This is a genomic window from Luteimonas sp. 3794, from assembly GCF_031456825.1.
Taxonomy (GTDB): Bacteria; Pseudomonadota; Gammaproteobacteria; order Xanthomonadales; family Xanthomonadaceae; genus Luteimonas.
Window position 1 is genome coordinate 24,149 of record NZ_JAVDVJ010000006.1, and the last position, 17,382, is coordinate 41,530.

Sequence of the window (17,382 nt, forward strand, 5' to 3'; positions counted from 1 at the left end):
ATAGCGCTATCACTAACACAGGCGATTCGCGAAGGCGTTCTGCAGCGCATCAATCCCGCGATGCAGAGTTCCTAGCGACCGATATGCGCTGCAATGCAGCGTAAAAACACGATTATCGGCGCGTTGTTCGCCATGCTGCTGCGCAGCGTGACGGCGGCCGAATGATAGCGCTACCTTGAAAACGTCATCTCGGAACATCGGTTTCCGCGGGGTCGGGGTACACGCAGAACAAGCCATGCTGCCGACGCGCACGCGCGTCCGGACAGCCAGTCACCAGAAACGGGAGGGGAGTACGGTGCAAGTGAATGTCACACGAACCACATTGTCACGCGCGTTGAGTCTGGCGCTTCTGGGAATGGCGAGCGCATCCGTGCTGGCCCAGAATCCGCCGCCTCCATCCCAACCGGAGCCGACACCGCCGCAACCGGCGGAATCCGCTGCCGTCACCCAGCTCGATACGGTGTCGGTCACCGGCTACCGTCAGAGTCTGCAGTTCGCCACCGACGCGAAACGCGATTCCACCGGCTTTACCGATTCGATCTTCGCCGAAGATCTAGGCAAGTTTCCCGATACCAACATTGCCGAATCGCTGACCCGCATCCCGGGCATCCAGTTGAATCGCGACGTCAACGGCGAAGGCCTGAACATCGCCATCCGCGGGCTCGGCAGCAGTTTCACCAAGACCCTGATCAACGGCGCTTCGGTCGCCACCGCATCGATCGGCCTGGACGCGACCAACCAGAACCGCGAGGTCGATCTCAACATCTTTCCGACCGAATTCTTCAGCGACGTCACGGTGTACAAGTCGCCGCAGGCCAGCCTGCCGGAGGGCGGCGCCGCCGGTGTAGTCGACATGCGCAGCGTGCGCCCGTTCGACCGGCCGGGCACGCACGTCTCGTACCAGCTGCAGGCGGATTACAACGACGTCAGCGAGAAGACCAGTCCGCGGGCCTCGTCGATTTTCAGCTGGACCAATGATGCAGGCACCTTCGGCACCCTGGTCGGCGTGACGTCCGCGCGCGGCAAGATTGGTGTGGAGGGATTTGAAACCATCGGCTGGACCAACCCCAACCTCACCAACGCGCAATGCGGCAATGGCGGTGCCCCCGGCGGCTTCCCCGCGCTGGGGCAGCCCTGCAACGCCACCGGTGGCAATGGCTGGCGTATCCCCGATCTCGTGCCGAACAATCCATCGACGATCGCTGCAGGCCTGACGCCGGGCCAGCCGATCGATGCCGCGTGGCTGTTGGCCAACAATCCAGGACTGACGACGGCGCAGATCGGTGAGGCGCTGATACCGCGCCTCGGTCGCCCGGTCTACATGTCCGGCGACCGCGACCGAGATGCGGTGCTTACGTCGCTGGAATGGCGTCCGAACGACCGCCTGCACGTGTTCATGGATACGCTCTACACGAAGGCCAAGCGCACCAACGAGCGCATCGACATCAACTTGATCGGTCGCAACGGACAGATGATTCCGTTGGACATGCAGCTCGACGCGAACAATGTCGTCACCTCGGCAACCTTCAGCAATGCGCAGTTCGCGCTCGAGTACCGGCCCTACATCGAGGACGTGCAGTACTGGCATGTGACGCCTGGCGCGACGTTCTGGTTCACCGACGACCTCAAGCTGAGCGTCGAGGCCAACCACAGCCGCAGCTGGATGTTCCGCGAGTCGCCCACGATCATGGTCAACTCGCCCTTCACCACGCTCCAGTACGTCAATGACGGCAGCGTGCCGCGCTGGGATACCGGTCTCGACCTCAACGATCCCAACCTCGGCTGGACCTGGGCCGGCGGTGGCCGGGTCAACGTGCAGAACGAAAAGCGCGTCACCGAGACCAGTGGCGTGCGCGCGGACCTGCAGTTCGGTGAAGACCGCCGCAACGTCCGGGTCGGCATAGCCTGGGACCGCAATGCACGCACGATCCGCGGCTTCGACAACAGTCCAGCATGGGAAAACCTGGTCTGCCGCGGGCTCAACCCGGACGGCAGCGTGCCCGATCCGCGTCCCGCCTGCGATGGCAATGCAGGCGCACTGATCACCAATGCCGAGCTGGCCGCGTACCTGATGCCCGGCCCGCTGGGCTTCATCACCGTCGATGGCGACCGCTTCAAGAACGACGCCGACTACTACCGCTTCCGGGATACGGCGCCGGAATCCGGCGGTCCCAACACCGGCGGCGCGACGGGCGGCTTCACCGAGCGCACGCTGGCTGCCTATATCGAACTCAATGGCGAGACCGAGGTCTGGAACCGCAACCTGCGTTTCAACGCGGGCATGCGCTGGGCCAGCACCGATCAGGACATTGCCGGCCCGGTGACGATCGGCGGCGTACGCCAGTACCAGACGCTGACCGGCGATTACAGCGAGTGGCTGCCCTCGTTCAGCGCGGCATGGGACGTCGCCGACAAGGTGGTGCTACGCATGTCGGGTTCGCGCACCATGACCCGCCCCAATCCGAGTTCGATGCTGCCCTCGACGGTCTTCACCGACCAGTCGGCGCAGATCGCCTCCCAGGGCAACCCGGAGCTCACGCCCTACCTGTCGACGAACTTCGATCTAGGCGGCGAGTGGTACACCGGCGACGAGGGCTTCGTCGGCCTGACCCTGTTCAACAAGCGCGTCGAGGGCTACACCTTCCAGGGCGTGACCACGCGGCCGTTCCTGTCGCTCGGCATTCCGTTCGAGGATCTCACCGAGACCCAGCGCCAGGCGATCAATAACCGCGGTGGCCCGGACGTGGCCACGGTCAACGTCAATCAGCAGGTCAACGCGGATGCCGCGCTCAACATCCGTGGCTGGGAAGCGATCTGGGTGCAGCCGCTGGGCTTTGTGTTCGACGGCCTGGGTTTCATGGCCAACTACACCAAACTCGATATCTCCACCGTCGGACGTGACGCCAACGCACTCGCGGGCAACGTCTACGGCGTGGCGCCCTCGCTGTGGAACGCCACCACCTACTGGGAGAACGATGTCGCGTCATTGCGGCTGTCCTACACCTGGCAGGAAGGCGCCGTCGGCACCGGTCCCAACCAGCAGGGCATTCCGCAGGCGCAGATCTTCGGGGAGGATCGCGGACAGCTGGATCTCGCCGCCAGCTACACGCTGGCGAATCTGCCGTCGAAGCCGCAGATCACCTTCAACATCCTCAACATCACCGGGGAAGAGCGGCGGTCGAATTTCTGGTACGCCAACGCCGTGAACGATCTCTACGATCCCGGCACCACCTACACCATCGGTATCCGGGGCACGTTCTGAGCCTGTTTGCCGGTGCGCCTGTCTCCCCACGGTCTGTCCCGGCGCTCCGACGCCGGGGCGGACCGTGTTCTCTCCCGCGCGGGTCACGGCCTCGTGTCATCGATCCGCATGCCATGCGGTCTCCGATGACCGCCGGTGGACGCCCCCGTGCACTTGACGCAACGTCGGCATCGTCCGCCTCCAATCCGGATCCCCCCGCGCAATGAATCCTGTGCTTCCCCCCAGCGTGTCCGAGGTGCTGTCCGTCCGCGAGAAGGTCGGCTACAGCCTTGGCGATCTCGCCGCCAACCTGATCTTCCAGACGCTGGTCACGTATCTGGCGTTCTTCTACACCGATGTCTATGAACTGCCTGCCGCCACGGCTGCGACGATCATCTTCGTCGTCGGCCTGCTCGGCGCGTTCGTGTTCACGCCGATCATCGGCCTGCTGGCCGACCGCACCCGCACGCGCTGGGGCAAGTTCCGGCCGTGGATCCTGTGGACCGCGGTCCCGTTCGGCGTGCTGTCGCTGCTGGCCTTCAGCACGCCCGACCTCGGCGAGCGCGGCAAGGTGATCTATGCGCTGGTGACCTATACGCTTCTTGTGCTGGTCTACGGCGCCAACAACCTGCCGTATTCGGCGCTGAGCGGCGTGCTGACCGGCAACATGGACCAGCGCAACAGCCTGTCGTCTTACCGCTTCGTCGCAGTGATGGTGGCGCAGTTCGTGATCCAGGTGCTGTTGCTGCCGATGGTGCTGATCCTCGGTGACGGGGACCGCGTGCGCGGCTTCGAACAGGTCATGACGATCTTCGCCATCGTCGGCACGGTGTTCTTCCTGATCACGTTCCTGACCACCCGCGAGCGCATCGTGCCGACGGCTGCGCAATCGTCCGGCGTGCGCCAGGACCTGACCGATCTCGTCCACAACCGGCCCTGGCTGATCATGCTGACGCTGACCGTGCTGGTGTTCGTCACCCTGGCGCTGAAGGGCGGCATGACGATCTACTACTTCCAGTACTACCTCGACGCGACGGCGCTCGCGGCGTTCCTGCAGGGCACCGGCTTCAACAGCTTCATCGGCGGGCTCAACGCGACACTGACCGGCGTGGGCCTGGCCGGCTTCCAGTGGCCGGAAGACGCACCGACGTCGGCCTTCAGCCTGTTCAATGCCGGCGGCATCGTCTTCATGATCCTCGGCATCGGCCTGTCGCGGCCGCTTGCGGAGCGGTTCGGAAAACGGGACGTGTTCGGCGGCGCGCTGTTCGTGTCGACGCTGTTCGTGCTGGCGTTCTACGTCTACCCGCCCGATGCGATCTGGCTGGTGTTCGGGTCGCAGATCCTGCACGGCTTCTTCTACGGCATCACCATCCCGCTGCTGTGGGCGATGATCGCCGACGTCGCCGACTATTCCGAATGGCAGAACAACCGGCGCGCGACTGCAATCATCTTCTCGGCGATGATCTGCGGCCTGAAAGTCGGGCTCAGCATCGGCGGCGCGCTGGTCGCGGCGATCCTCGCGCGCTACGGCTACGAGACCGGCGGCGGCGCGCAATCGGCGCCGGTCGTCGATGGCATCCGCCTGGCGATCAGCCTGTACTGCGCAACGCCGTTCCTGCTCGCGGTCGGTCTGCTGTTCTTCTACCGGATCGACCGGACCATGGAGTCGCGCCTGGAGCGCGAGCTCGCCGAGCGCCGTCTGCGCGCAGGGGTGGAGGCCGTATGAGCGCACATCCCACGCCACCGCCCCCGGCGTCCGCGCCCGGAGACGAGGCGCTGTCGGCCGAACTCGAGCTGCTGGCCGGCCGTGCGATCTCGCCGCCGCTAGTGACCCATCTCTACACCGCCGATCCCTCGGCGCATGTGTTCGAGGGACGCCTTTACATCTATCCCTCGCACGACATCGATGCCGGCACGCCGTTCGACGACGAGGGCGGGCACTTCGGCATGGAGGATTACCACGTGCTGCGCATGGACACGCCCGATGGCGAGGCCGTGGACTGCGGCATCGCCCTGCACGTGCGCGACGTGCCATGGGCCGTGCGCCAGATGTGGGCGCCGGACGCCGCGTGTCGCGATGGGCGCTACTACTTCTATTTCCCCGCCAAGGACGCCGATGACATCTTCCGGATCGGTGTGGCGGTCGGTGAGCGGCCGGAAGGCCCGTTTATTCCGCAACCCGAAGCGATGGCCGGCACGTATTCGATCGATCCGGCGGTCTACGACGACGGTGACGCGCATTACCTCTACTTCGGTGGCATCTGGGGGGGGCAGCTGCAGAAGTACCGCGACAACGTCCGCGACGCCACGCACGAAGAACCCGTTGGCGGCGCGCCCGCGCTGGGCGCGCGGGTGGCCCGGCTGCGCGCGGACATGCTCGAGCTCGACGAGCCGACGCGCGAGGTGCTGATCCTCGACGAACACGGAGCGCCGCTGCGCGCCGACGACGACACGCGACGTTTCTTCGAAGGGCCGTGGGTGCATAAGCATGCGGGCCGCTACTACTTCTCTTACTCCACCGGCAACACGCACCTGCTGTGTTACGCCGTGGGCGACAACCCCTATGGGCCGTTCACCTACCAAGGCGTGATCCTCAAGCCGGTGGTCGGCTGGACGACGCATCATTCCATCGTCGAGTTCGATGGCCGCTGGTGGCTGTACTACCACGATGCCTTGTACTCGGGCGGCGTGACCCATCTGCGCACGGTCAAGGTCACCGAACTGCATCACGACGAGACGGGGCGGATCCGCACGATCGATCCCTATGGCGGCTGAGCCTGACGCCGCGCTGGCGCCACTCGCAGCCGGGCGGTTGCTGCGCATCGCCTGCGGCACGCTATCGGTCATCGTCGCGCCTGCGGCGGGCGGGCGTATCGCCCAGATCATCCATGACGGCGTGCCGCAGCTGGTCGGTCCCGAGGACGGGCATCCGGGCACGATCGCGTGGGGCTGCTACCCGATGGTGCCGTGGGCCGGGCGGGTGCGGGACGGCAGCTTCCGGTTCGACGGGCGCGACCATACATTGACGCCCAATCTCGGCGCGCACGCGATCCACGGCGTCGGCTTCGCGCTGCCATGGACGGTCGAACTACATACCGCCGATTGCATCGTGCTGGCGCTGCGGCTGCCGTGCGATGCGCGCTGGCCGTTCGGCGGGGCGGTGCGTCAGACGATCCGGCTCACGCCGCGACGCCTGCGTCTGACGCTGCGCCTGGATGCGGGACAGGATGCAATGCCCGCGGTCATCGGCTGGCATCCCTGGTTCCGCAAGCCGGACCGTGTGGCGTTCGCGCCGGCGCAGGTGTACCCGCGCGATGCCGAGGGTCTCGCGACGCTGCCGCTGGGGCCGATTCCGACACCACCGTGGGACGACTGTTTCGTCGGTGCCACAGGCGCGGTGCTGCATCGTGAAGGCCACCGTCTGCAGCTGAGCTCGGACTGCAGCCACTGGGTTGTCTACGACGCGCCCGCGCACGCGACCTGCATCGAGCCCCAGAGCGGCCCGCCCGATGGGTTCAATCTGGAGCCGTTTCGGCTTGAGGCAGGCGCGCGCCTGTCGCGGTGGTTCGAGATGGCGTGGGGCGCACGTCACGCGTGATCGCCCGGCGGCAGGTGCGTCGAGACGGGTCAAATGCCCACGCTATAACCGTCCTTAGTGCGGAGTGCTTCGCCGGAACGGGCCGCATCGGGTCCGTGCCCGATAGCCGCGCATGATTTCTGGAGCGGCCCATCGCGATAGATGCGCGAAGCCGGCAGTGGCGAGGGCCGTATCCTGTATCGATTCCACTTCAGCGCGTTGCAGGACAAGGCGACCAGATGACCGGAGACACACAGGCGATACGCGTCGGCGTCGGCGTGATCATCGTCCGCGATGGCAACGTGCTGCTCGGCGAACGTGCCGGCTCGCATGGCGCGGGCACCTGGGCCTTGCCGGGTGGGCATCTGGAGTTCGGCGAAACGGTCGCCGATTGCGCGCGGCGCGAAGTGCTGGAGGAAACCGGTCTCGCGATACACGACATCGTATCCGCGCCGTACACCAGCGACGTCTTCGTGGCCGAGGGCCGTCACTACGTCACCCTGTTCGTCACTGCCGGGGCGACCGGTGACCCGGTGGCGCTCGAACCTGACAAGTGTCTGGGCTGGCACTGGTTCCAATGGGCCGATCTGCCGCGGCCCCTGTTCGCGCCCCTGCAGACGCTTTACGACTCGGGCTTCGTGCCCGCAGGCGTCGCCTGAGAGGGTTCGCTGCGGGCATCGGATTCCGCAGGCACGCAACACTCGGCAGGCGATACCGGCTGGACGGCGAAGGAGCGCACAGATGGGAATCACGCAGGAACGCAAGACGAATGTGGCGCGGATTCTTTGGCGTGGCTCCGCACAGCTCGTGCTGCTGGTCGTCTGCGCACAAGCCGGTGCCACGCACACCATGTGTGATTTCGAAGCCAGGGGCGGCGGTCGGGAATACGGTTTCGAGTTCATCGGGGGCGATTCCATCGCGATGATCCAGGTCAACGCGCCACGTGGTGCGCGGCTGGGTGCCTACGAGATCACCACGCTCGACCAGCGCACGCAGCGGATACGGATGATCCACACGGCATCTGCGTCGGCCGACACCTTGCCGTCGTTTGTGCTTGAGGGCACCGGCGAACATGTGTGGCTCCGTTCTGCAGACCATGCGATCAAGGGCGTGTTGCGGTGTCAGCTTGCATACGTCGGATGATTCCACTGCGCGGTGTTCTGCCGGCGCTCCCGGGTTTCGAGCGATGCGCGACGACGCCGGCATCAACGGCACGCCTTCATCAGCGATTGCGCTGTCGTATGCGTGCAGGCGGCTGAAGCGTGCCTACCTGCTGCATGCGTTCTGGTTCATGACCATGTGCGGGTTCGCCTGGCTGCACCGTGACGGGCCCGGTCTGAAAATCGCGGTCCTGCTGGCGCTGCTGACCGTGCCGCCGGTGCTGGTCTGTGCCTCGCGGGTTCACCGTCTGTGCCGAGCGATCGATCCGCGTGCGGGCACGATCGGCCTGGCGCCGATGCTGGTCATGACGGTCGTGTTCACCCCGTTCGAGTCCGGTCTGATCGTGCCGGCGAAGAACTGGTGGGTGGCGCGGCGCCTGCTGCGCAGATTCGCCGCAGCACACGAAGCGTTCGCCGCGTCCGGCCCGGCGCAATGCGGCATGATCCTCGGACCACAACCGGAGCCCATGTCCATGCCCGCCCACGCAAAACTCGACTACGTTGAATTCCCCGCCCGAGACCTGGACGCGACAAAGCGCTTCTTCGCGCAAGCGTTCGACTGGACGTTCGAGGACTACGGGCCCGATTACGTCGCGTTCGCGAACCAGGGGCTCGACGGCGGCTTCTACCGCGCCGACCTGCAGGCGCGCAGCGAAGCGGGCAGTGCGCTGCTGGTGTTCTACAGCGCACGCATCGAAGAGACGCTGGCGAAGGTCGAAGCGGCGGGCGGCACGATCCTCAAGCCGGTGTTCGAGTTTCCGGGCGGTCGCCGCTTCCATTTCGCCGAGCCCAGCGGCAACGAGTTCGCGGTGTGGTCCGATCCGGCGGATTGATCGAAGCCTCCACCCGATCGAACGTCGCAAGTGCATATCCGCTTGCGCGGATCAAGTGGAGGTTTTCATCGGGGATGCGCGCGTGGCGATTTTTTGACCGCATCGAAAAAGGCCGCTTCCGATGCGGCCTCGCGGCGCTTATCCACACCTTTGTCATCAGAGCATCCACACCCGGTGTGGACAACCGGCGCCGGGTGATTCGATGGCCGCGCGTCAAGCACGTTCGCTCGCGCAATATGTGCAGCTCGCATCGCCTTGATTCGGCGGCGAGGGCCGTCAATCTCGATGCGCGCTGTGCGACGTCGGGCGCTCAGTGCACGCATGCACGTTGCAATGCGCGGATCAAGAGTGACGTGGTGTGCGCAAGACGCCGGTGGTGAAAGATTGATCAGTCGTTTCCGGGCCGCCGGCGGAGCGGGTTCGCGAGGCTTATCCACACCTTTGTCAGCAGACCGTCCACACCCGGTGTGGACAACGCTTCGGGAACCCAGCAGTTCGACGCGGTCAAGCGCAAGCAGACACCGTACCCGGCATCAGTGCGCCGGGCTGTCGTCCGGATCCACCAGCGACATCGCGACAGCGCGTCCGCTGTCGGTGAGGTGTGCGAGTGTTCGCGCGCCGTCTTCGACCGTGCGCACCCAGCCTGGTCCCTGCGCATCGCCGATGCGTTCATCACCCAGGTAGGCGAGGGTGCGCAGCAGCACGCTCATGCGGATGCCCAGGCGCTTGCACAGCCGCGGCAGCGACATGCCGTCGGGTGCTGCCGCCAGTTCGGTCAGCAGCGCCTGCAGCAGGGCTTCGTCAGCGGACAACGGCGGCGGGGATGTCGCGCTGGCGCGGCATGTGCGCGCCGACGTCGGTGACGTGCGGGGTGACGATGACCGGCACCGATTTGGAGGTCGGCGTGCGCGATTCGTCGGCGAAGCTCGACAGCGGTACCAGTGGATTGGTCTCCGGGTAGTAGGCCGCCAGGCACCCGCGCGGGATGTTGTACTCGACCAGCAGAAAGCGCGGCGCCTGCCGGCGCACGCCGTCCTCGCAGATGCTTTCCAGGTCCACCCAGTCGCCCGCTTTCATGCCCAGCGCGGCGATGTCGTCGGCATGCGCGAACAGCACGCGGCGCTCGCCGAACACGCCGCGGTAGCGGTCGTCGAGGCCGTAGATCGTGGTGTTGTACTGGTCGTGCGAGCGCGTGGTCGCGAGCGTGAACACCGGTTGTGTGCCGTGCATGCGGCGTGCGCGGTGGATCGGATTGTCGGTGGGCACCGGACAGGCGAAGAACACCGCCTTGCCGGCGGGGTTCGCCCATTTGCGATCGCGCGCGGTATTGGAAAGACGAAAGCCGCCGGGCACGCGCACGCGGGTGTTGAAGTCGTGGAAGTCTTCGAAGGTCATCGCGATCATGTCCCGGATGCGGTCGTAATCCTCGATTGCGCCCAGCCAGTCGATCTTCGACCGTGCGCCGAGCGTGGCGTGTGCGAGACGCGCGACGATCGCCGGTTCCGACAGCAGCGTGTCCGAGGCAGGCGGATTGATGCCCGACGACAGGTGCACCATGCTCATCGAATCCTCGACGGTCACGCCCTGCGGGCCACCTGCCTGGATGTCGATTTCGGTACGCCCCAGGCAAGGCAGAATCAGCGCGTCCTTGCCGTGGATCAGGTGGCTGCGGTTGAGTTTGGTCGTCACGTGCGCGGTCAACGCGCAGTTGCGCAGGCCGCGCGCGGTCGCGTCGGAATCGGGCGTGGCGATGGCGAAGTTGCCGCCCATGCCGAAGAACACCTGGCCGCGGCCGTCAAGCATCGCCTCGATCGCGCCGACCGTATCGAAGCCATCCTCGCGCGGCGGCTCGAAGCCGAACACGTCACGGATGCGGTCGAGGAATGCGACCGGCGGCTTCTCGTAGATCATCATCGTGCGGTCGCCCTGCACGTTACTGTGGCCGCGCACGGGGCACGCGCCGGCGCCCGGGCGGCCCAGGTTGCCGCGCAGCAGCAGCAGATTCGTCAACACGTTGATCGTTGCGACCGAATGCTTGTGCTGGGTGATGCCCATGCCCCAGCACAGGATCACGCGCTCGCAGGACAGATACAGCTCGCCGGCGCGGCGGATCTGCGCTTCGTCGAGTCCGGATTCCTCGATGATCACGTCCCACGGCTCGGCCAGCACGTCGGCGGCGAACGCGTCGAAACCGGTCGTGTGCTCGGTGATGAACGCCTGGTCGAGCAACGTCGCGCCGCCGTTGCCGGTGACCTCGATGTCGCGCTCCAGCACGTGCTTGATCATGCCTTTCACGGCCGCGAGATCGCCGCCGATCTTGAGCTGGAAGTAGTCCGAGGAGATCTGCGTCGAGCCGTAGGTCGCCATCTCCAGCTTGTCCTGCGGATCGGCGAAGCGCTCCAGACCGCGTTCGCGCAGCGGATTGAACGAGACGATTTTCGCGCCGCGCTTCGCCGCCTCGCGCAGCTCGCCGAGCATGCGCGGATGGTTGGTGCCCGGGTTCTGGCCGAAGATGAAAATGCCGTCGGCCAGCTCGAAATCGTGCAGCGAGACGGTGCCCTTGCCGACACCGATCTGCTTCTTGAGCGCGGTGCCGGACGACTCGTGGCACATGTTCGAGCAGTCGGGGAAATTGTTGGTGCCGTATTCGCGCACGAACAACTGGTAGAGGAACGCGGCTTCGTTCGAGGTGCGGCCCGAGGTGTAGAAGATCGCGTTGTCGGGCGAGGGCAGTGCATTCAAGTGCTGCGCGACCAGCCCGAGCGCCTCGTCCCAGGTCACCGGTACGTAATGATCGGTGGCCGCGTCGTAACGCATCGGCGTGGTCAGGCGGCCCTGCTGTTCCAGCCAGTAGTCGCTGTATTCGGCCAGCTGCGTGACGGTGTACTTGGCGAACAGTTCGGGGCCGGCACGGAATTTCGTTGCTTCCGCCGCCACGGCCTTGGCGCCGTTTTCGCAGAACTCGAAGGTGGAGGTGTGGTCGCGGTCGGGCCAGGCGCAGCCGGGGCAGTCGAAGCCGTCGGGCTGGTTGGCGCGCAGGAGGGTCTTGGCGCCGCTGACCGCGATCTTCTGTTCGCTCAGATGCCTGGCCACGCTCTTGAGCGCGCCCCAGCCACCGGCGGGACCGTCGTACTTGCGGATCGTGTCGTTGCTCATGGTGCGGAATTCCTGCCTGGGCGCGCGGCAGCCGGCGATGTCGCCGACGGGGGGAGCAGCCGCTGCGCGTGGGTGTACACGGCATGCCCGTCGTCGCGGGCGAAACCGATCAGGGTGAGATGGGCGCGCTGCGCCAGCGAAATCGCCAGCGCGGTCGGCGCGGAAATCGCCGCCATCAATGCGATGCCGACGCTGGCCGCCTTCATCGCCATTTCATAACTGGCGCGGCTGGTGACGACGAGGAAACCATCGGCGGGATCGAAGGTATCGGCGTGCAGCGCGCCGATGAGTTTGTCGAGCGCGTTGTGGCGGCCGACATCCTCGCGTGCGAGTTGCAGCGTGCCATCGAGCGACGCCCAGCCTGCCGCGTGCGTGGCGCCGGTGAGGGCGGCGATGGATTGCGCATCGCGCAGTGCGCGCAGTGCGCGTGCCAGCGATTCGGGTGACACGCGGACATCGGTCGTGACCGGAGCCGGATAACGCAACGCGGCTTCCAGCAGTTCGCTGCCGCAGACGCCGCAGCCACTGCGGCCGCTCATGCTGCGGCGACGCAATGCCAATGCGTCCGCGCGCGCCTCGGGAATCCGCAGGCGGATTTCGATGCCTTCGATGAAATGCTCGACGCCTTCGATCGCCACATCGCCGGGTGCATCGACGATGCCTTCGCTGATCGCGAAACCCCGCGCAAAATCCTCGAGATCCGCAGGCGTGGCCATCATCACCGCGAACGGTACGTCGTTGTAGACGAAGGCCACCGGCACTTCCTCGGCGACGTGGTCGTCGATCTGGCGCACTGCGCCGTCGCGCCAGCGTTCGACCGGACGGCGCACGGCGCCGGCAGTCGTCGGGTCGGCATGGAGATCGCTGTCGTGGGAACGTGTCATGTCAGGAGGGTACCGACGACTGCGTGAGCGGCCGCCGGTCCTGCGTCATGCCTCAGGTAAACAACACCAGGGCTTTTTCCAGCGTTTTCCAGATGCCGAATGCGAGCGGAATGCCGACCGCGGCCCAGCAGAACGCCACCAGTGCCGGGTTGCCACCTGCGCCGATGCGGTCCATCTCGTCCTGCGACACCAGCGACTTGCCCGACGCGTCGACCTTCTCGTGCGCCAGTTGCTTCTCGTGGGCGAGTTCCTCGGGCGACATGAAGTATTTGGCGTTCACCGGACGCACCAGCAGGTTGCAGATCAGGCCCAGGACCAGCATGCCGGCGAGGATGTACATCGTGGTGTTGTAGACCTGCGACGGCGGCATGCCCAGGCCCAGCTGGTACTCGCGCATGTAGCCGATGACGAACGGACCGAGGATGCCGGCCGTCGCCCAGGCGGTCAGCAGGCGGCCGTGGATCGCGCCGACGTGCTGGGTGCCGAACAGATCGGCCAGATACGCCGGCACGGTGGCGAAACCGCCGCCGTACATCGACAGGATCACGCAGAACGCCGCGACGAACAGCGCGATCGAACCCGCATTGCCGAGCGTCGGCGCAGCGGCGTAGAGCGCGATGCCGAGCACGAAGAAGATCGAATAGGTGACCTTGCGGCCGAACTTGTCCGACATCGAGGCCCAGAAGAAGCGGCCGATGATGTTGGCCAGGCTCAGCATGCCGACGAAGCCCGCGGCGATCGCGGCAATGGCCGACAGCTGCTCGGTGCTCAGTTCGCCGAAGCCCACATCGATGCCGATCAGGCGGCCGCCGAACATCTCCTGCAGCATCGGCGAGGCCAGACCCAGCACGCCGATACCGGCCGACACGTTGAGGCACAGCACCGCCCACACCAGCCAGAACTGCGGAATGCCCCAGACGCGCTTCACGTGCACGTGGCCCTGGGTGATCATCGCGTTGTCCTTCGCCGGCGGCGGTGTCCAGCCCTTGGGCTTCCAGCCGGTCGGCGGTACGCGGTAGCCGAACGCGCCGGCCATCATGAAGACGAAGTAGGCCGCGGCCATCACCAGGAAGGTTTCCTTCACGCCGACCGAGGTCGGGGTGGCGAAGTGGCGCATCAGCATGTCGGCCAGCGGGCTGCCGATCAGTGCGCCGCCGCCGAAACCCATGATCGCCATGCCGGTCGCCATGCCGCGGCGGTCCGGGAACCACTTGATCAGCGTCGACACCGGCGAGATGTAGCCCAGGCCCAGACCGATGCCGCCGATCACGCCCGAGCCCAGCCACAGCATCCAGATCTGGTGTAGGTGGACGCCGAGCGCGGAGATCAGCAGGCCGCCGCACCAGCACAGCGCCGCGACGAAGCCGGCCTTGCGCGGGCCGACGCGTTCCAGCCAGCCGCCCCAGATCGCCGCCGAGCAGCCCAGCAACACGAAGAACAGCGTGTACATCCACTGCAGCTCGCTGATGTTCCAGTCGCAGCTGGCCGAGGTGATGCGGGCGAAGAAGCCCATGTCGGGGCCGCAGGCGATCGCGGCATCGATGCCGACTGCCTTCGACAGCGGCAGCCAGAACACGCTGAAGCCGTAGGCCATGCCAATGCACAGATGGATCGCCAGGGCGGCCGGCGGCACCAGCCAGCGGTTGAAACCTGGCTTGGCGATGATGCGTTCTTTCGACAGCAGGCTGCCTTCGCGGGCGCTGCTGGCGGGATGTGTCGTTGCGGAACTGGTGGCCATGAATCCTCCCCGGGTCGATGTGCCGATATCTGACTTCTGTCGCCCACGTATGCTCTTGAATACATATTGGCTGCGACAAATCGCCGCAACCGTACTCCCGTGTTGCTTGTGCTACCAGTTCCAATGGTCGAATATCCGGCTTTCCAGAACATATTGAACCTGCGGCCCGTGCGCGCTGCGCTGCAGCAGGTTCGGAGGAAGCGCCGATGTACAAGGTCCGCGTCCAGCCGCGCTGGGAGCTGGAGAACAGCGCCGGCGCAACGCTGCCCTCGCACCTGGTCGAGCTGTTGATCGCAGTCCGCGCCACCGGCTCGCTGGCTGCGGCGGCGCGCAAGGTCGGCCTCTCCTATCGCTATGCGTGGGGGCAACTGCAGGATGCGCGCGAGGTCTTTGGCCAGCCGCTGCTGCGCATGACCCGCGGCCGTGGCGCGCGTTTGACGGCGATTGGCGAACGGCTGGTCTGGGCCGATAGCCGTATCGCCGCGCGCCTGTCGCCGATGCTCGACAGCCTCGCGACCGAGCTCGAAGCCGAGCTCGAGCGCACCGTCAGTGCGCACGCCACGCCATTGCGCATCCATGCCTCGCACGGGTTCGGCGTGGAAACGCTGCGCCGCACGATGGCCGAGGCCGGCCTCGCGCTAGATCTCAAGTACCGCAGTCCCGACGACGCGCTGGTTGCGCTGCGCAGCGGTGCCTGCGACGTCGCCGGCCTGCACCTGCCGATCGGGGAACTGGAACCGGTACTGTTCGCGCACTACCGCGACCGTCTCGATCTCGACGCCGACCGTGTGATCCATCTGGCGATGCGTCGGCAGGGCCTGGTGCTCGCGCCCGGCAATCCGCGCGCCATCCACACGCTGCAGGACCTCGAGCGCCCGGACATCCGCATGATCCACCGCCAGCCCGGCTCGGGCACGCGGCTGCTGCTCGAGTCGATGCTCGCGCGCCACGGCATTGCTTTCGAACGCATTCGCGCCTGCGATGTCGAAGAGCTCACCCACGCGGCCGTGTCGGCCTATGTCGCCAGCGGCCTGGCGGATGTCGGCTTCGCGCTGGAACCGCCGGCGCGCAAGTACGGACTGGATTTCTTCCCGCTGATCACCGAGCACTATTTTTTCCTGTGCCACAGCGACATGCTCGACGCCGGCCGGCTGGTCGACCTGCTGACGCTGCTGCGCAGCGATCGCTTCCGGCGCGAACTCGGGCTGCTGCCGGGCTACGACCCGAGCTACTGCGGAAACGTGCAGACGCTGGGCGAAGCGTTCGCGTCGGCGCGCATCTAGTGGCAGTGAGATGCGGTCGGGGCGGATCGACACGGCACAGCGGGCGCGATAGTTGAGGACAGGCATGCGATGGATTCGCGTGCGGCAGGCGCGCACGCATGGCCCGATGCGTGTATCCCGGCGATTTCAGTCTGACCCAGGCGCCTGCGCCGGGCGCGCGTATCACGCCTGTTCTCGACCAGGGCATGCCGGCTTGCCGCGCAATCAGACGTCTTGCCACCCGTTGGCATCGCACGTAGTGTGCGGCGGCGCTGTCCGTCCGGGCGGCGCGCGGACGATCCGTCCACAGGAGACGCCATGCACTGGGCGCTGCAGCTCATGGGAGTCGCGATCGGGGGCGCCCTCGGCGGCGCGGCGCGGTTCTGGCTGTCGGGCCTGGTTGCGCGCCGGATCGGCGAGACCTTTCCCTGGGGCACGCTCGTGGTCAACCTGAGCGGCGCATTCGCGATCGGCGTGCTGGCCGCGCTGCTGACCGACCGCCCCGGACATGCCGTGCTCCATGCATCGCTGTGGACCGGGCTGGTGATCGGCGTGCTCGGCAGCTACACCACCGTGTCTTCGTTCTCGCTGCAGACGCTGGCGCTGTTGCGCGACGGCGAGTACGCACGCGCCGTGGGCAATGTCGCCGCGTCGCTGATCGGATGCCTGGCCGCGGTGTCGGCAGGGTATCTGCTGATGCTGCAGGTCTGGGGCCGGGGATGAGTGCCGGGCGTGTCTATGCCGCGGTGATGCTCGGCAGCGCGCTGGGCGCGGTCGCGCGCTTTGGCTGTTCGGTGGCGGCACTCGAACTTCTGGGGCCGGGCTTTCCCTGGGGCAGCTTGGCGGTCAACGTGGTCGGTTCGTTTCTCATCGGCCTGTTTGCCGCAGTAACCGAACCCGGCGGCCGGATCTTCGCCACGCCCGCGCAGCGTCAGTTCCTGCTGGCAGGGTTCTGCGGCGGCTTCACGACTTTTTCGGTCTTCAGTCTGGAAACGCTCTACCTTGTCGAGGCGGGCGCGTTGGCATTGGCCGGCCTCAATCTGGCCGTCTCGATCAGCGCGTGGCTGCTGGCGGTGTGGGGCGGCCATGCGGTCGGCGCGCGACTCAACCGTCTCCAGGAGACCTTGTGATGAGACAGACCACCCCGGGCACATCGCTACGGATGTTCGTCGGCGAAGCCGAGACCTTCGATGGCAAGCCGTTGTACGAGGCCGTCGTGCTCAAGGCGCGCGAACTCGGCATCGCGGGCGCCACGGTGCTGCGCGGCGCATTGGGGTATGGCCACACCAGCCACCTGCATACCGGCAAGATCCTGCGCCTGTCAGACGATCTGCCAGTGATCGTCGAACTGGTGGACACGCCCGAAGCGATCGAGCGCTTCCTCGACCAGATCGAGCCGATGCTCGACCGCTGCGCGGTCACGCTAACGCCGGTCCAGCGACTTCATCGCGAAGTGCCGGCGTCGCGTCCCGGTGATTGACGCGCGGACGCGCATCGCGCGCGCCTGACAGAATCGCAGAGGCTGCCGTGC

Annotated in this window: 15 protein-coding genes; 11 read left to right on the forward strand and 4 right to left on the reverse strand. The window is 66.3% G+C overall.

The features are described from left to right. The first annotated feature begins 295 nt into the window (after positions 1 to 295). The 7 genes from J2X52_RS10270 (at position 296) to J2X52_RS10300 (ending at position 8,811) form a co-directional block, all read left to right on the forward strand. Entirely contained in the window at positions 296 to 3,262 is a 2,967-nt protein-coding gene (locus J2X52_RS10270) for a TonB-dependent receptor (RefSeq protein WP_310152541.1), read from the forward strand. A 202-nt stretch (positions 3,263 to 3,464) separates the two neighbouring features. After that, complete coding sequence (locus J2X52_RS10275; protein ID WP_310152544.1) at positions 3,465 to 4,967, forward strand: MFS transporter; 1,503 nt, start codon at positions 3,465 to 3,467, stop codon at positions 4,965 to 4,967. Next, entirely contained in the window at positions 4,964 to 6,016 is a 1,053-nt protein-coding gene (locus J2X52_RS10280) for a glycoside hydrolase family 43 protein (RefSeq protein WP_310152548.1), read from the forward strand. Before J2X52_RS10275 ends, J2X52_RS10280 begins: the two co-directional genes overlap by 4 nt. Continuing rightward, positions 6,006 to 6,839, forward strand: a complete 834-nt coding sequence (locus J2X52_RS10285; protein ID WP_310152550.1) for an aldose epimerase — start codon at positions 6,006 to 6,008, stop codon at positions 6,837 to 6,839. The genes J2X52_RS10280 and J2X52_RS10285 overlap by 11 nt, the downstream gene beginning before the upstream one ends. A gap of 218 nt (positions 6,840 to 7,057) precedes the next feature. After that, positions 7,058 to 7,477, forward strand: a complete 420-nt coding sequence (locus J2X52_RS10290; protein WP_310152552.1) for an NUDIX hydrolase — start codon at positions 7,058 to 7,060, stop codon at positions 7,475 to 7,477. Between the two features lie 82 nt (positions 7,478 to 7,559). Further along, positions 7,560 to 7,961, forward strand: coding sequence for a hypothetical protein (locus J2X52_RS10295; RefSeq protein WP_310152555.1), 402 nt, complete (start codon positions 7,560 to 7,562; stop codon positions 7,959 to 7,961). A 43-nt stretch (positions 7,962 to 8,004) separates the two neighbouring features. Continuing rightward, positions 8,005 to 8,811, forward strand: a complete 807-nt coding sequence (locus tag J2X52_RS10300; protein WP_310152558.1) for a VOC family protein — start codon at positions 8,005 to 8,007, stop codon at positions 8,809 to 8,811. A 533-nt stretch (positions 8,812 to 9,344) separates the two neighbouring features. Here the strand turns inward: J2X52_RS10300 and J2X52_RS10305 are convergent. Genes J2X52_RS10305 through J2X52_RS10320 form a run of 4 tightly spaced genes read right to left on the reverse strand, consistent with a single transcriptional unit; the run spans position 9,345 to position 14,589 of the window. Then, the gene (locus J2X52_RS10305; RefSeq protein WP_310152560.1) at positions 9,345 to 9,623 is read right to left on the reverse strand and encodes a hypothetical protein; all 279 of its coding nucleotides are present in this window, start codon (positions 9,621 to 9,623) and stop codon (positions 9,345 to 9,347) included. Then, positions 9,613 to 11,967: an FdhF/YdeP family oxidoreductase gene (locus tag J2X52_RS10310; RefSeq protein ID WP_310152562.1), complete on the reverse strand. Its 2,355-nt coding sequence runs from the start codon at positions 11,965 to 11,967 to the stop codon at positions 9,613 to 9,615. The genes J2X52_RS10305 and J2X52_RS10310 overlap by 11 nt, the downstream gene beginning before the upstream one ends. Further along, positions 11,964 to 12,851, reverse strand: coding sequence for a formate dehydrogenase accessory sulfurtransferase FdhD (gene fdhD, locus J2X52_RS10315; protein ID WP_310152565.1), 888 nt, complete (start codon positions 12,849 to 12,851; stop codon positions 11,964 to 11,966). Before fdhD ends, J2X52_RS10310 begins: the two co-directional genes overlap by 4 nt. 52 nt (positions 12,852 to 12,903) lie before the next feature. Continuing rightward, positions 12,904 to 14,589 carry an OFA family MFS transporter gene (locus J2X52_RS10320; RefSeq protein ID WP_310152567.1) on the reverse strand — a complete coding sequence of 562 codons (1,686 nt, stop codon included), beginning with the start codon at positions 14,587 to 14,589 and terminating at the stop codon, positions 12,904 to 12,906. 206 nt (positions 14,590 to 14,795) lie between these two features. Here J2X52_RS10320 and J2X52_RS10325 point away from each other — a divergent pair, with 206 nt between their 5' ends. The 4 genes from J2X52_RS10325 to J2X52_RS10340 all read left to right on the forward strand — a co-directional run bounded on the left by J2X52_RS10325 (position 14,796) and on the right by J2X52_RS10340 (position 17,331). Continuing rightward, positions 14,796 to 15,872 (forward strand): substrate-binding domain-containing protein, encoded by a 1,077-nt coding sequence (locus J2X52_RS10325; RefSeq protein WP_310152570.1) that lies wholly within the window; start codon positions 14,796 to 14,798, stop codon positions 15,870 to 15,872. Between the two features lie 297 nt (positions 15,873 to 16,169). Then, positions 16,170 to 16,574, forward strand: a complete 405-nt coding sequence (gene crcB, locus J2X52_RS10330) for a fluoride efflux transporter CrcB (RefSeq protein WP_310152571.1) — start codon at positions 16,170 to 16,172, stop codon at positions 16,572 to 16,574. Further along, the gene (locus J2X52_RS10335) at positions 16,571 to 16,981 is read left to right on the forward strand and encodes a CrcB family protein (RefSeq protein ID WP_310152574.1); all 411 of its coding nucleotides are present in this window, start codon (positions 16,571 to 16,573) and stop codon (positions 16,979 to 16,981) included. The genes crcB and J2X52_RS10335 overlap by 4 nt, the downstream gene beginning before the upstream one ends. After that, entirely contained in the window at positions 16,981 to 17,331 is a 351-nt protein-coding gene (locus J2X52_RS10340) for a DUF190 domain-containing protein (RefSeq protein ID WP_310152578.1), read from the forward strand. Before J2X52_RS10335 ends, J2X52_RS10340 begins: the two co-directional genes overlap by 1 nt. The last annotated feature ends 51 nt before the right edge of the window (positions 17,332 to 17,382 follow it).

What these genes read in the sequence shown, in the direction of transcription:
- J2X52_RS10295 (WP_310152555.1), top strand. Translation starts at nt 7,560, where the DNA reads ATGGGAATCACGCAGGAACGCAAGACGAATGTGGCGCGGATTCTTTGG.
- J2X52_RS10275 (WP_310152544.1), top strand. Translation starts at nt 3,465, where the DNA reads ATGAATCCTGTGCTTCCCCCCAGCGTGTCCGAGGTGCTGTCCGTCCGC.
- crcB (WP_310152571.1), top strand. Translation starts at nt 16,170, where the DNA reads ATGCACTGGGCGCTGCAGCTCATGGGAGTCGCGATCGGGGGCGCCCTC.
- J2X52_RS10290 (WP_310152552.1), top strand. Translation starts at nt 7,058, where the DNA reads ATGACCGGAGACACACAGGCGATACGCGTCGGCGTCGGCGTGATCATC.
- J2X52_RS10325 (WP_310152570.1), top strand. Translation starts at nt 14,796, where the DNA reads ATGTACAAGGTCCGCGTCCAGCCGCGCTGGGAGCTGGAGAACAGCGCC.
- J2X52_RS10280 (WP_310152548.1), top strand. Translation starts at nt 4,964, where the DNA reads ATGAGCGCACATCCCACGCCACCGCCCCCGGCGTCCGCGCCCGGAGAC.
- J2X52_RS10335 (WP_310152574.1), top strand. Translation starts at nt 16,571, where the DNA reads ATGAGTGCCGGGCGTGTCTATGCCGCGGTGATGCTCGGCAGCGCGCTG.
- J2X52_RS10300 (WP_310152558.1), top strand. Translation starts at nt 8,005, where the DNA reads ATGCGCGACGACGCCGGCATCAACGGCACGCCTTCATCAGCGATTGCG.
- J2X52_RS10340 (WP_310152578.1), top strand. Translation starts at nt 16,981, where the DNA reads ATGAGACAGACCACCCCGGGCACATCGCTACGGATGTTCGTCGGCGAA.
- J2X52_RS10310 (WP_310152562.1), bottom strand. Translation starts at nt 11,967, where the DNA reads ATGAGCAACGACACGATCCGCAAGTACGACGGTCCCGCCGGTGGCTGG.
- J2X52_RS10285 (WP_310152550.1), top strand. Translation starts at nt 6,006, where the DNA reads ATGGCGGCTGAGCCTGACGCCGCGCTGGCGCCACTCGCAGCCGGGCGG.
- J2X52_RS10320 (WP_310152567.1), bottom strand. Translation starts at nt 14,589, where the DNA reads ATGGCCACCAGTTCCGCAACGACACATCCCGCCAGCAGCGCCCGCGAA.
- fdhD (WP_310152565.1), bottom strand. Translation starts at nt 12,851, where the DNA reads ATGACACGTTCCCACGACAGCGATCTCCATGCCGACCCGACGACTGCC.